Origin of the sequence: Thioalkalivibrio sp. ALE9 (genome assembly GCF_000377445.1) — a bacterium.
Classification (GTDB): domain Bacteria; phylum Pseudomonadota; class Gammaproteobacteria; order Ectothiorhodospirales; family Ectothiorhodospiraceae; genus Thioalkalivibrio.
In genome coordinates, this window is record NZ_KB898132.1 from 29,824 (window position 1) to 43,734 (window position 13,911).

8 protein-coding genes are annotated in these 13,911 nt (G+C 68.7%); 3 read left to right on the top strand and 5 right to left on the bottom strand.

The window, feature by feature from the left end; genetic code table 11:
* Positions 1-188: 188 nt before the first annotated feature.
* Together D106_RS0111610 and D106_RS0111615 are read right to left on the bottom strand one after the other, a co-directional pair.
* Positions 189-1,616 carry a sigma-54 dependent transcriptional regulator gene (locus D106_RS0111610; RefSeq protein WP_018880129.1) on the bottom strand — a complete coding sequence of 476 codons (1,428 nt, stop codon included), beginning with the start codon at positions 1,614-1,616 and terminating at the stop codon, positions 189-191.
* Entirely contained in the window at positions 1,613-3,088 is a 1,476-nt protein-coding gene (locus tag D106_RS0111615; RefSeq protein ID WP_018880130.1) for an ATP-binding protein, read from the bottom strand. The genes D106_RS0111610 and D106_RS0111615 overlap by 4 nt, the downstream gene beginning before the upstream one ends.
* Before the next feature lie 382 nt (positions 3,089-3,470).
* Here D106_RS0111615 and D106_RS0111620 point away from each other — a divergent pair, with 382 nt between their 5' ends.
* A complete protein-coding gene (locus D106_RS0111620) occupies positions 3,471-4,151 on the top strand; it encodes an MBL fold metallo-hydrolase (RefSeq protein ID WP_018880131.1) in 681 nt (226 codons plus the stop codon).
* A gap of 79 nt (positions 4,152-4,230) precedes the next feature.
* Here D106_RS0111620 and htpX read toward each other — a convergent pair whose 3' ends face one another.
* Positions 4,231-5,118, bottom strand: coding sequence for a protease HtpX (gene htpX, locus D106_RS0111625; RefSeq protein ID WP_018867169.1), 888 nt, complete (start codon positions 5,116-5,118; stop codon positions 4,231-4,233).
* Between the two features lie 110 nt (positions 5,119-5,228).
* Positions 5,229-7,490 carry a DNA topoisomerase IV subunit A gene (gene parC, locus D106_RS0111630; protein WP_018880132.1) on the bottom strand — a complete coding sequence of 754 codons (2,262 nt, stop codon included), beginning with the start codon at positions 7,488-7,490 and terminating at the stop codon, positions 5,229-5,231.
* Between the two features lie 143 nt (positions 7,491-7,633).
* Here parC and cls point away from each other — a divergent pair, with 143 nt between their 5' ends.
* Entirely contained in the window at positions 7,634-9,055 is a 1,422-nt protein-coding gene (gene cls / locus D106_RS0111635) for a cardiolipin synthase (RefSeq protein WP_018880133.1), read from the top strand.
* A gap of 196 nt (positions 9,056-9,251) precedes the next feature.
* The gene (locus D106_RS0111640; protein ID WP_018880134.1) at positions 9,252-12,128 is read left to right on the top strand and encodes an EAL domain-containing protein; all 2,877 of its coding nucleotides are present in this window, start codon (positions 9,252-9,254) and stop codon (positions 12,126-12,128) included.
* Between the two features lie 7 nt (positions 12,129-12,135).
* Here D106_RS0111640 and D106_RS0111645 read toward each other — a convergent pair whose 3' ends face one another.
* Positions 12,136-13,866: a diguanylate cyclase domain-containing protein gene (locus tag D106_RS0111645; protein WP_018880135.1), complete on the bottom strand. Its 1,731-nt coding sequence runs from the start codon at positions 13,864-13,866 to the stop codon at positions 12,136-12,138.
* Positions 13,867-13,911: the final 45 nt, after the last annotated feature.

Below are 13,911 nucleotides of genomic sequence, written 5' to 3' on the forward strand. Positions count from 1 at the left end.
CCGTGCGGGCTGCGCTTCTCCGATTGCTGCCCGAAGAGGAGCAGGCATCGTGCCAACAATGGCAACCGGGGAGACATTCTATAATAATCAGATGCTTAGGACGGAATCAGCTGACAGGGCGTCCGCCGACGGCGGGATTGTGAATGGGTCATAATGACACATGGGTCAGCTCGACCCGGGTCAGGATGTCACGACGGGTCGGATTCGCCGAGCTTGCGGTAGAGCGTCTTGCGTCCGATGCCGAGGATGCGCGCGGCCCGCTGCTTGTTGCCGCCCACGTGCTCCAGGACCCGCTGAATGTAGTCGCGCTCGCGCTCTTCCAGCGTCGGCCATTGGGTGTCGTCGCCGACTCCCGCTACGGGTAACACCTCTGCGCCGGCACCACCGGCGGCCACACCCGCATCTTCGCCGCCGATCGCGAACACGCGTTCCGGCAGGTCCCGGGTCTCGATCACCTCGCCCGTGGCCAGGGTGGCGGCGCGCTCGATGAGGCTGGCCAGTTCGCGTACGTTCCCGGGGAAGGGGTAGCGCACCAGCGCGCGCAGGGCCTCCGGGCTGAGACGCCGCTCGGGCAGGCCTCGGGCCAGGGCTTGCTGGCGCAGGAACTGCAGGGCCAGGTACTCGATATCGTCACCGCGTTCTCGCAGCGGCGGGATCTCGATGCGGAAGGTCTCCAGGCGATAGTAGAGATCCTCGCGGAAACGGCCGTCGGCCATGTGCGCCTGCAGGTCCTGGTGGGTGGCCGCGACGATACGCACATCCGTCTCGATCTCCTCGTTGGCGCCCACCGGGCGCACCCGTCCGTCCTGCAGCAGGCGCAGCAGCTTGCTTTGCATCGCCACCGGCATCTCGGCGATCTCGTCCAGGAACAGGGTTCCCCCATGTGCCTCGGTGAACAGTCCTCGACGGGCACCCTTGGCCCCACTGAAGGCACCCGCTACATGCCCCAGCAGCTCCGACTCCAGCAGGGCCTCGGGGATGCCGGCGCAGTTGAGCGCGACGAACGGCCCGTGCGCCCGGTCACTTTCCGCGTGCAGCGCCCGCGCCACGAGTTCCTTGCCGGTCCCGGACTCGCCGGTAATCAGGACGCTGCCGTCGGCGGCCGCGATCCGCCGGATCAGGTCGAACATCTGCAGCATGGCCGGACTGTGTCCCTGCATGCCATGAAACCCGTCGGCCCGGGCGAGCACCTCGCGATAGCGCCGCACCTCGTCCTTCAGGCGACGCGCCTCGGTTACCCGGTCCGCAGCCAGGCGCAGATGATCGAGGTCCACCGGCTTGGTCAGAAAGTCGTCCGCCCCCGCCTTCAGTGCGGCCACGGCCTGGTCGATGGTCCCGAAGCCCGTCAGCATGATGAAGCCCGGCGCCGGCACCCGGGCGCGCGCGTCCTCGAGCACCTGAAACCCGTCGGCGCCCGGCAGACGCAGGTCACTGACCACCAGACTGAAGGCCTGCTGTGCCAGTGCCCGCGCGGCGTCCTCGGCGCTGCCTACCGCGGTGACCGCGTAGCCGGCCTCGGCCAGCTCCTCGTGCAGCAATTCGCGATGTCCGCGGTCGTCTTCGACGACAAGGACCGATTCCGGGGGCGCGGCGAGTGTTTGTGGCGCGGCGCTCATAGGCGCGTCTCCTGCGGTTCGTCAGTGGCCAGCGGCAGATGCACGACAAAGCGGGTCTCTCCGGGCACGCTGCGATCCAGCGCGACCGTGCCGCGATGATCTTCCAGTGCCACCTGGACAACAGCCAGCCCCAGTCCGGTTCCCTCGCCCGTGGGTTTGGTGGTGAAGAAGGGCTCGAACAGGCGCGCCGCCTGTTCGTCGTCGATCCCGCGCCCGGCGGTCGGACCGTCATCGGCCACCACCAGGGTTACCCGGTCGGCCTCCGCCCGCCAGTGGACCCGCACCTCACCGGCGGCCGCCTGGGCCGCGTTCTCCAGCAGGTTCTCCAGCGCCTGTCCGAGGCGCAGACGATCGGCCGCGACGACCAGCGCCTCCCCGTCCACCTGGAACCGGATCGCGTCGGGCGCGTGCCGCGCGCGCACCCGCTCGACCAGGTCGCCGACCAGTTGCGCGAGGTCCAGGGGGCGTTCCTGCAGGGGATTGCGACGGGCAAAGTCCAGCAACTGCCGCACGATGGTCTCCACCCGCTCGAGTTCGGCCTGCAACGCCTCCATCTCCTTGCGCGCAGGATCCGGCTCCGGCAGGCGGCGAATGGCCCGCTGCACCCGCCCGGCGATAATCCCGAGCGGTGTCCCCAGCTCATGCGCCACACCGGCCGCGAGCTGGCCGATCGCCGCCAGCTTCTCCGAGTGCCGCAGCTTTTCCTCGAGCCGCACCTGCTCGTGGCGCTGCGCCTCCAGTTCCGCCTCCGAGGCCTCGCGGCGCTCCATCATGCGGTTCATCGAGACCGCCAGCCCGCGCAGTTCGGCCGGCCCGTCCTCCGGCGCCCGCAGGCCGCGCTGGCCATCGCCGATCGCGCGCATCGCGGCCATCAGGCGCGACACATGCCGGCCGACGGCGCGGTGGTAGCCGAACAGTACGACCAGCAGGAACAGCGCACTGACCGCCAGCATCAGCAACCCGCCCTGCCACTGCAGCTGGGTGACAAAGGCCCGGAACGGGGTCACATCGCGGGTCACCTGCAGCAGGCCCACGATCCGCCCGGCCGGATCGGACAACGGCAGGAAGAAGGAGAAGGTCTCGCGCCCCTGGTGCTCGCCGAAGGCCCCGAGACTGCCGGTCTCGCTGATGACCCGGGCCTCGCCGCGGCGTTGCAGGGTCGGGCTGGGCGGCCCACTGGCCGCGACCATGCGGCCCTCCGCGTCGTAGACGTAGACCCCGAACACCTCCTCGATCTGGAACAGCGAATCCAGCGACTGCTGCACCCCGGACACGTCGTCCTGCAGCATGGCGCTCGACACCGGGAGCCGGATCGAACGCGCTACCAGTTCGATATCCTCCTGCATGCGGTTTTCCATCTGGACCTGGAATTCGCGCAGGCCGAGCGCCACCACCGCGGCCATGAGCAGCAGCAGCGGCAGCAGCACGAAGGACAACACCGCGGTGCGCAGGCTGTTCAGGCTTCGGATCATGGGCGTTGGGTCATCATCGACGGGCCATCCGCGGCACGGGCCGGACTCAATGGTAGACACGCCCGGCAACAGGAGGCGAATAACAGGCAAAAAAAAGCGCGGGTCGAAGCCCGCGCCAAGAAAACCACCAAAGGAGGATGGAGGAGTCCACTAACCACTGACAGGGGGGACAGCGATTAGCGTATGCAAATCTTCTAATATGGCGATGTTCTTGTCAACCGGTGAAATACGCAGGGGGTCGTCCTTCACCGTTTCGTCATATCACGTACCCTTGAAGACCTGCATACCCCGTAAGACGCACGTCCGCCCGATCTATTCCCGGGCATGAAAACCACCCGCCGGGGATGCACCAAAAATCGACTTCGTTCACGGATCCCGCATCATGCTTCGTCACCTGAGCCACCCCGTCACCTCGCTTGCCCAGAACGCCACGCTGATCTGGTGCGATGCCACCGGGGCCGCGGCCTGGGTCGACCCCGGCGCGGATGCCGCGACCCTCGAACAGATCGCCCGCGAGCACGGCGTGCACCTGGAGAAGATCCTCCTGACCCACGGCCACCTGGACCATGTCGGGGCCACCGCCGAACTGGCCGTCCGTGCCAATGTGCCGGTGATCGGGCCGCATCGCGACGACGCCTTCTGGCTGGACCAGCTCCCGGCGCAGGCGCAGATCTTCGGCTTCCCCGAGACCGCGCCCCTGGTGCCCGACCAGTGGCTGGAGGATGGCGACACCATCGCGCTGGGCCAGACCACACTCCGGGTGCTCCACTGCCCCGGCCATACCCCGGGGCACGTGGTCTTCCACGACTCCGAGAGCGGCCTGGCCCTGGTCGGCGACGTGCTGTTCCACGGGGCAATCGGCCGCAGCGACTTCCCCCGCGGCAACGGGCGCGAGCTGATTGCCTCGATCACCGACAAGCTCTGGCCGCTGGGCGACGATACCCGGTTCGTGCCCGGCCACGGCCCCGAGTCCACCTTTGGCGAGGAACGCCGCAGCAACCCCTTCGTCGGCGACGCGGCCCTTGCCGCCGGTGGGCAGCCCGGCCGCGGCCGCTACTACTGAGCCCCGCCGAGCAGCATCTCTCAAATGAAACGGGCCGCCCCGAGGGGCGGCCCGTGTACGCACGGCGCCAGGCGTCTTCTCAGCCGTTGGCGCGCAGCGCGGCGATGCGCTGTTCGATCGGCGGGTGGCTCATGAACAGCTTCTTCAGGCCCTGGGCCATGCCGCCACGGATCCCGAAGGCCGCCATCTGGTCCGGCATGTCCACCGGCCGCCCGGAGGCCCGGGCCAGCGACTCCAGCGCGCCGATCATCTTCTCGCGCCCGGCAAAGCGGGCCCCCGCCTCGTCGGCGCGGAACTCGCGCTGACGCGAGAACCAGAACACGATGATGGAGGCCAGGATCGCGAGGATGATCTCGGTCACGATGGCGGTAATCCAGAAGGCCGGTCCGTGACCCGACTCGTTCTTGAAGATCACCCGATCGACGAAGTGGCCGATCACGCGCGACAGGAAGATCACGAAGGTGTTCACCACGCCCTGGATCAGGGCCAGCGTCACCATGTCGCCGTTGGCGACGTGACCGACCTCGTGCCCCAGCACGGCCTCGACCTCGCCCTGCCCCATGTTCTGCATCAGTCCGGTGCTTACGGCCACCAGGGCGTTGTTCTTGCTCATCCCGGTGGCAAAGGCGTTCGGGTCGGGCGAATCGTAGATTCCCACCTCGGGCATGCCGATACCGGCCTGCTTGGCCTGGCGCTGCACCGTCTCCAGCAACCACTGCTCGGTGGCGTTGCGCGGCTTGTCGATCACGTGGACCTTCATCGTCTTCTTCGCCATCCACTTGGAGATGGCCAGCGAGATGAAGGACCCGCCGAACCCGAACACGGCGGCGAAGATCAGCAAAGCGGTCAGGTCGAGATCGACCCCCTGTTCATCGAGGATGCTCTCCACACCCAGGATACGCAGGGTGATGCTGAGCACGATCAGGATGGCGAAGTTGGTCGCCAGAAACAGCAGAACACGTTTCATGAAGTTTTCCTGTACTCCATCAATCCATTTACGGGGATGTCGCAATCATCGGGGCGCGCCGCGCGAATTCAAGCGCACCCCGATCAATGACCACCGGAGCGCGCCGGGGTTCAGGCCGGGCGCACTTCCAGGCGGTCCGCGTTCTGGTAGCCGCGTGGCAGCTGGCGCCCGCGCCGGGCGCGCTCGCCTACGTACTCCGCCCACTCGGCCGGGGCCAGTGCCTTGAAGCGCTTGCCGGCGTGCACGACCAGGATGTCCTGCGGCCCCAGCACGGCCACGTCGAGCACCCGCTCGGAACCGTCCTTGAGGGCCGCGGACGGGATACCGATCAGCTTGTTGCCCTTGCCACGCGCCAGCTCCGGCAGCTCGGTGGCCGGGAACAGCAGCAGGTAGCCGCGGGTGGTGACGACCGCGATGTGGTCCTCGTGCGGGTTGCGCACCGGGGCCGGCTGCAGCACAGCCGCCCCAGCGGGCACGGTGAGCACATTCTTGCCCGCCTTCTGCCGGCCCAGCAAATCGCCCAGTTTGGCGACGAAGCCGTAGCCGTGATCCGAGCCCAGCAGCCAGCGGTCTTCCTCCGCACCAGTGGCCATGCCGACAAAGCGCGCGCCCTCCGGCGGGTTCACGCGGCCGGACAGCGGCTCGCCCTGCCCGCGCGCGGACGGCAGGGTGTGCGCGGGGATGGTATAGGTGCGGCCGGTGGAGTCGATGAACGCGACCGGCTGGTTGCTGCGCCCGGTGACCGCGGCCTGGAAGGCATCCCCGGCCTTGTAGCTGAGCCCCTGGGCATCCACGTCGTGGCCCTTGGCCGCACGTGCCCAGCCCTTTTCCGACAGCACAATGGTCAGCGGCTCGGTGGGCACCAGCGCGGATTCGTCCAGTGCCTGCGCGGCGGCGCGCTGGACCAGCGGCGAGCGGCGCTCGTCACCGTAGTCCGCGGCGTCCTTCTCGATTTCGCGGCGGACCTGGGTGCGCAGGCGGCGCTCGGACCCCAGGGTCTTCTCCAGCTGATCGCGCTCCTTGGCCAGTTCGTCCTGCTCACCGCGGATTTTCATCTCCTCGAGCTTGGCCAGGTGGCGCAGCTTCAGCTCCAGGATCGCCTCGGCCTGGATATCGGACAGGCCAAAGCGGCTCATCAGTTCCGGCTTGGGCTGGTCGTACTCGCGGATGATCGCGATCACCTCGTCGATATTGAGATAGGCGATCAGCAGGCCTTCCAGCACATGCAGCCGCGCCTGCACCTTCTCCAGGCGCCACTGCAGACGCCGGCGCACGGTCTCGATGCGGAAGCTCAGCCATTCACTCAGCAGCCCGGCCAGGTCGCGTACCTGCGGTCGGCCGTCCAGGCCGATCACGTTCATGTTCACGCGGTAGGTCTTTTCCAGATCCGTGGTCGCGAACAGGTGCGCCATCAGCGCCTCGACATCCACGCGGTTCGAGCGCGGGGTAATCACCAGGCGAGTCGGGTGCTCGTGGTCGGACTCGTCGCGCAGGTCCTCGACCATCGGCAGCTTCTTCGCGCGGATCTGGCTGGCGATCTGTTCCAGCAGCTTGGCCCCGGAGACCTGGTGCGGCAGCGCGGTGACCACGATGTCGTCGCCTTCGCGTTCATAGCGCGCCCGCGCGCGGATCGAACCCTGCCCGGTCTCGTAGACCTTGCGCAGCTCCGCGGGCGGGGAAATGATCTCGGCCTCGGTGGGAAAGTCCGGCGCCGGCAGGTGCTCGCACAGCTCGGCGACGGTCGCCTTCGGGTGCTCCAGCAGGTGCACGCAGGCCGCAGCCACCTCGCGCAGGTTGTGCGGCGGGATATCGGTGGCCATGCCCACGGCGATCCCGGAACCGCCGTTCAGCAGCACGTTCGGAAGCCGGGCCGGCAGCACCTTCGGCTCGTCCAGCGCGCCGTCGAAGTTCGGCACCCAGTCCACCGTGCCCTGCCCCAGCTCCGAGAGCAGCAGCTGCGCATAGCGCGAGAGGCGCGACTCGGTATAGCGCATCGCGGCGAAGGACTTGGGATCGTCCGGCGAGCCCCAGTTGCCCTGCCCGTCGACGAACGGGTAGCGGTAGGAGAAGGGCTGCGCCATCAGCACCATCGCCTCGTAGCACGCCGAGTCGCCATGCGGATGGAACTTGCCGAGCACGTCACCGACGGTGCGCGCGGACTTCTTGTACTTGGCGGTGGCCGAGAGCCCCAGCTCGCTCATGGCATAGATGATGCGGCGCTGCACGGGCTTGAGCCCGTCGCCGATGTGCGGCAGCGCACGGTCCAGGATCACGTACATGGAGTAGTCCAGGTACGCCTTCTCGGTGAAGTCCTTCAGCGGTAGCTGCTCGCCACTGTTGGCGAACAGGCTGGGGGTCTCGATATCGCTCATCGGCGCTCTCGCGAATGATGGGTGGCGCGGGCTTTTACCCCGGACCGGGCCCGCGTACTGTAGCGGGCACGCGCCCGCCATTCCACGGGGTCACGGGAAAACCGCCGAACCGGGAAGCGGAGAAGCCCCGGAGGAGTCCATTCGTGCTGGATACAGGCTGGATCGCCAGTATCGCTGCCATCGCCGTGTTTGCCCTCGCGGCGATCAGCGTGGTGCACGCCCTGCTGCAGCGCCGCGACACCGGGACCATCATCGCCTGGGTCGGGCTGATCGTGCTGCTGCCGCTGGGCGGCTCGGTCCTGTACTGGCTGTTCGGGGTCAACCGCATCCGCCGGCGCGCCCACGCCCTGCGCGAGGGCTATCTGATCGCCGACCCCAGCGCCGGGGGCGCCACCCTGAGCGAGCCGCCGGAACGCTGGCAACGCCTGCTGCACTCCGGCGACCGACTGAGCCCTTTCCGCCTGGTCGGCGGCAACGCGATCGAACCGCTGTTCGACGGCGACCGCACCTATGCCCGCATGCTGGACGCCATCGACAGCGCCCGTCACAGCATCACCCTGGCCACCTACATCTTCGACTACGACCGGGTCGGGGAACGCTTCGTGGACCGCCTGCAGCAGGCCCAGGACCGTGGCGTGCAGGTGCGCGTGCTGATCGACGCCATCGGCGCCCGCTACAGCCGCCGCAACACCCTGCGCCGGCTGCGCCGAGCGGGGATCCCGGCCACCACCTTCATGCCGGTGCACCTGCCACGCAGTCTGGCCGCCTTCAACCTGCGCAACCACCGCAAGATGCTGGTGATCGACGGCCGCCAGGCCTTCACCGGGGGCATGAACATCCGCCGCGGCCACAGCCACGCCGATCCGGGCCCCCACCCGATACACGACCTCCACTTCGAGCTGCGCGGCCCCGCCTGCACGCAACTGCAGCGGGTGTTCACGGAGGACTGGCAATTCGCCACCGGGGAACGTCTGGACGGCCCGCGCTGGTTCCCGGACACCGTTGACCCGGCCGGGGCCCGCGCCTGTCGCGGCCTGCCGGACGGCCCGGACGAGGACTTCGAGGTCCTGAACTTCACGCTGCAGTCGGCCCTGGCCGAGGCCCGCGAGCAGGTCACCATCATCACCCCGTATTTCCTGCCGGACGTGGCGCTGACCGGCGCGCTCAAGGCCGCCGCCCTGCGGGGCGTGCGGGTCGACATCCTGATCCCGGCCCGGAGCAACCTGCGGCTGGTGGAATGGGCCAGCCGCCCGCAACAGGGCGAGCTGCTGGAGCGCGGCTGCCGCCTGTGGCTCACCCCGCCGCCCTTCAATCACGCCAAGCTGATGCTGGTGGATCGCGAGTGGGCCCTGGTCGGCTCCGCCAACTGGGATCCGCGCAGCCTGCGCCTGAATTTCGAGTTCAATCTGGAATGCCTGGATGCCGGCCTGGGCGGCGAACTGGCCACCTGGGCCGACGGCCTGCGCGCGCAGTCGCACCCCCTGACCCTCGACGAGGTCCGCGCCCGTCCGCTCCCCGCGCAGCTACGCGACGGAGCCGCCCGCCTCCTCACTCCCTACCTGTAACGCGGGGCGACACTCCCCGGCCGGCGTGCAGACAGCGTTAGCCGGCCCCCATGCACCGCCCCCCCGAATGGGGGCGGCGGCCTGCGGTCTTTTGTACTGTAGGCGATGTCACGCGAATACCCGACGGGGCCCGATTCGCTTCGCCGCAGGGGAGTAAAGGGATGTTACGACGCGCGGAAACCGCAAAGGGACATCGATGAACGGGGTCCTGGTGCCGTCGCTCTATCTGGCCGCCGGCCTGGCCGCCTACGCCAGTCTGAGCCACCTGCTGCACAGCCGCCAGAGTGCGCGGCGCACCGAGCACCGCCTGTTCGCCACGATGTGCGCCCTGATGGTGGTGGTCGCCATCGGATCGGCCCAGACCTACCAGGCCGACAGCGTCGCGGCCTACACCCGCGCCCTTACCCTCAACATCTACCTGCTGGCCCCGTTCTACGTCCTGTTCGCCGCCTTCGTCGCGGCCCATACGCGGACGCCCGCACGCGGCCTGATGACCGGACTGCTGGTACTGCTGGGCATCACGTGGGTGGTCAACACCCTGCAGCCCTACAGCATGCAGTACCGCCACATCGAAGAATTGCGCATCCTCGAGCTGCCCTGGGGCGAGAACGTGGCCCTGGCCGTGGGCACGATCAGTCCCTGGTTCGGCTTCGGCGTCCTCGCGGTCTTTCTGGTGTTCGGCTTCGCGCTGGTCACGTTGATCTGGCATTACCGCCGCCACCGCCAGGCCACCACCCTGCTCCTGCTGGGCGGGATCGGGGTCTTCGTACTGTTCACCATCCAGGGCGTGCTCGCCCGTGCCGGCGTGCTGGAGATGCCGCAGCTCGCACCGTTCGGCTACGTGGTGATGGTGGTGATGATGAGCCTGGTGCTGAACCGCGAGACTGGCGAACGCCTGCGCGACTCCGAGAGTCGCTTCCGCGCGCTGGTCGAGCAGTCCCCCATCGGCATCCAGGTGCTCACGCCGGAAGGCGAGATCCGCCAGACCAATGCCGCCTGGGAACGCATGCATGGCAGCGACGCCTCCCGCCCGGGCGGGAACGTCCTCGAGCGCCCGGATCCGATCGACCAGAAGCTCCTGGAACCGCTCGCGGATGCCGTGCGCGGGCACTACCGCGAGATCGGCCCGCTGGCCTACACCCCGCCGGCGCCTGCCGACACCGGGACCGGGGAAGGCCCCGCCGGCCCGCCCGGGGAGCGCTGGCTACGGGGCTGTATCTACCCGTTGCAGGATACGCAGGGTGAGGTGCAGGACGTCATCGTGATGCAGGAGGATGTGACCGCCGCGCACCGCAGCGAGGATGCCCTGCGCCTGATCGCCGAGGGCCTGCAGGCACGCTCGCGCGAGGAGTTCTTCCAGCAGCTGGTGCTCAAGCTGAGCAACCTGTTCGATGCCGACTATGCCCTGATCGGCATGGAAGACCCGGAGCACCCCGGCGTCGTCGAGACCGTCGCCCTGTGCGCCCGAGGCCGGATCGTCGACAACCTGCGCTACGACCTCGCCGAGACACCCTGCGAACGCGTGCTGGAGATCGGCACCTGTATCTATCCCTGCGACGTGCAGCAGCGTTTCCCGGAGGATGCAATGCTGGTGGAGATGGATGCCGAGAGCTACCTCGGCGCCCCGTTGCTGGACAGCCAGGGGACGCTGCTCGGGCATATCGCGATGGTCAACCGCCATCCGGTCGAGGATGTCGACAAGGCGATGGAGATCCTCGGGATCATGGCCGACCGCGCGGGCGCGGAACTGGAGCGGCTGCATACCGAGGAGCACATCCACGCGCTGGCCTACCACGACGCCCTGACCGGGCTGGCCAACCGTACCCGCCTGCACGACGACCTGACCCGGCATATCGAGGAGGCCGTCGTGGGGGACCTGCACGGTGGCCTGATCCTGATCGACCTGGATCACTTCAAGACCATCAACGATGCCCTCGGTCACGCGGTGGGCGACACCGTGCTGGGGGCCGTCGCCGAACGCCTGCGGGCCCATGCCCCGGAGGGCGCGCTGATCGTCCGCCTGGGGGGCGACGAGTTCGCCGTGGTGCTGCCGCCCCGCGATGGGGCCCGCGAGGCACTCGAGTCCGACCTGCACGCCATCGCCGAACGCATCCTCGAGGCCCTGCAGCGACCCATCGTGATCGGCGAGCGCACCTTCGGGGTCGGGGCCAGCCTGGGCTGCGTATGCTATCCGGATGCCGGCGAGAGCTCGGCCGATGCCCTGCGCCACGCCGATATCGCCCTGTACCAGGCCAAGCGGGCCGGGCGCGGCGGCGTGCAGTTCTACCGCCATGCGCTGCAGGACGAGGCCCATGCCCGCCTGCAGATCGAGGACGGTCTGCGCCAGGCGGTGGAGCGCGGCCAGCTGGACCTGCACTACCAGCCCCAGCTCGATGCCGCCGAACGCCTGATCGGCGCCGAGGCCCTGCTGCGCTGGCGGCATCCGGAGCTGGGTGCGGTTGCGCCGGACCTGTTCATCCCGGTCGCGGAGGAGACCGGCCTGATCCATGGCATCGGCAACTGGGTCCTGGACCATGCCCTGGAACGCCTGTCGCAGTGGCAGCAGGCGGGGCTGCGCCCGCCGCGCCTGGCCCTGAACCTGTCACCGTGGCAACTCTCGCGCCCCGATTTCGTCGACCAGTTCCAGGCCCGCCTGCGCCACCACGGGGTTGACGCCCGCACCGTGACCCTGGAGGTCACGGAATCCGGACTGCTGCGCGACCTGCCGGATGCGATCGCCAAGCTGGGCGCGCTGCAGACCCTCGGCGTGCGCATCGCGCTGGATGACTTCGGCACCGGGTACTCGTCGCTGGCCTATCTGCGCGACCTGCCGGTGGACGAACTGAAGATCGACAAGTCCTTCGTGCAGGGGCTGCTGGCCGGTGGCGACCGGACCCTGATCGAGAACATCGTGGACATCGCCCGCAACATGGAGCTGGACGTGATCGCCGAGGGCGTGGAACACGCCGAGCAGCGGGACCAGCTACTGGCGCTGGGCTGCACGCGCTTTCAGGGGTTCCTGTTCAGCGAGCCCCTCGCCGAGGAGGCCTTCACCGCCCGGCTGCGGCAATAGCACCGGTTCAGTCGCGAGCGGACGGGTCCTCCAGCCCGCACCCCAGGGCGCCCCGCCGGCGCAGCGCCAGATCGGTTGCGCGCACCGCCGCCTCGGGACACTCGTGGTACAGCACGATACGGCTGCCACCCTCTTCCTTGGCCAGATACATGGCGCGGTCGGCACGCTGCAGCAGGGTCTCCGCGTCGTCGCCGTCCCCGGGATAGAGCGCCGCCCCCATGCTGAGGCCCACGTACACCGCTTCTCGGTTCACCTCCACCGGTTCCTCGAAGCGCTCGATCAGCTTGAGGCCGACACCGGTGACGGCATCGGGATCACGGACATTCTCCAGCAGCAGCACGAACTCGTCGCCACCCACGCGGGCGACCACATCGCTCTCCCGCACCCCCTCGCGCAGGCGCCGCGCCACGGTCACCAGCATCACGTCCCCGGCATCATGCCCCAGGCGGTCATTGATCGGCTTGAAGCCGTCGAGATCGCAGACCACCAGGGCCAGCCCGGTGCCCGTCCGCTGGGCCCGGCGCAGGGCCTGCTGCAGATGCTCCTGCAACAGGCTGCGGTTGGGCAGGCCGGTCAGGGAGTCGTGGTGGGCCTGATGCCACAGGCGCTCCTCCGAGGCCTTGTCGCGGGTGATGTCGCGCACCATGCCCAGCACCTGCACGGCCCGCCCCTCGGCATCACGGTCGATCTCGCCCTCCACCCGGACATGGCGGACCCCGCCGTCCCGGCGCACGACCCGGTGATCCACCCGGTAGAAATTCTCGCGGTCCAGGGCCTCGTTGGTCGCGCGCCGCACGCGGGTGCGATCATCCGGGTGGATGGCGCGCATGTACGCCTCGAAACCCGCACTCTCGGTGCGCGGATCGAGACCGAACAGTTCGAAGACATGCGACGACCAGTTCATGCGCTGACCCCGGATATCCCAGTCCCAGTAGCCCGCCCCGGCGATCCGCTGCGCCTCTTCCAGGCGCTCGGTGGTCTCCTGCAACGCCGCGGTGCGCCGGGCCACGGCGGCCTCCAGCCCGGCCTGCGTCTCGCGCAGACGAGCCTCGACCTGCTGGCGGCTCTCCAGCTCCTGGCGCAACGCGGCATGATCGCGCCAGATCCGCCGGCGCACGCGCACCCACATCAGCAGCATGATCAGGACCGTGATGCCGGTGGCGATCAGCGTGATCTGCTGCGCCTGCTCGTGACGCCGGGCCATGGCGGCCACCGCCTCCTCGTTGTCATGCTCGAAGGCCTGCAGGATGGCTTCCATCTGCTCCAGGACTTCCTCCTGCACCGGCATCGCCTCGGCATACAGGAGGGCCAGCGCCTCGTTGCGCCCACCCGCGAGGGCGATGTCCACGAGTTCGGACAGGATCGGAGCCCCGGTCGCGGTCAGCTCGCGCAGCTCCGCCAGCAACGCGGCATCGCGCGGGGTCCGGGCCAGCAGCTCGGCGCCCGCTCGGGCCTCCAGAAAACGTTCGGCCAGTTCGCGAAACTCCCGCTGGTAGCGGTCCTGCAGGGCCGGATCCTCGGCGCTGATGACCAGCGAGGCGCGCAGCATGCGCTCGCGTACCAGGCTGCGCATGCGGTGCACGCGATCCACCTTCTGCACGTATTCCTCGGTCAGGGCCTGGACGTCGTACTGCAGTTGCTGCACGCGCAGCCAGCTGGCCATGGCGACTACCGCGACCAGCAACAGCACCACGACAAAGGCACTGGTCAGACCGGGGACGACAGGACGCGAGGGCATGGCTGCTCAAGCCACCAAGGATACGGGCCACGCCCCATACGCACG

Coding starts and splice junctions, on each gene's coding strand:
- D106_RS0111610 (WP_018880129.1), bottom strand. CDS start 1,616: ATGAGCGCCGCGCCACAAACACTCGCCGCGCCCCCGGAATCGGTCCTT.
- D106_RS0111615 (WP_018880130.1), bottom strand. CDS start 3,088: ATGATCCGAAGCCTGAACAGCCTGCGCACCGCGGTGTTGTCCTTCGTG.
- D106_RS0111620 (WP_018880131.1), top strand. CDS start 3,471: ATGCTTCGTCACCTGAGCCACCCCGTCACCTCGCTTGCCCAGAACGCC.
- htpX (WP_018867169.1), bottom strand. CDS start 5,118: ATGAAACGTGTTCTGCTGTTTCTGGCGACCAACTTCGCCATCCTGATC.
- parC (WP_018880132.1), bottom strand. CDS start 7,490: ATGAGCGATATCGAGACCCCCAGCCTGTTCGCCAACAGTGGCGAGCAG.
- D106_RS0111640 (WP_018880134.1), top strand. CDS start 9,252: ATGAACGGGGTCCTGGTGCCGTCGCTCTATCTGGCCGCCGGCCTGGCC.
- D106_RS0111645 (WP_018880135.1), bottom strand. CDS start 13,866: ATGCCCTCGCGTCCTGTCGTCCCCGGTCTGACCAGTGCCTTTGTCGTG.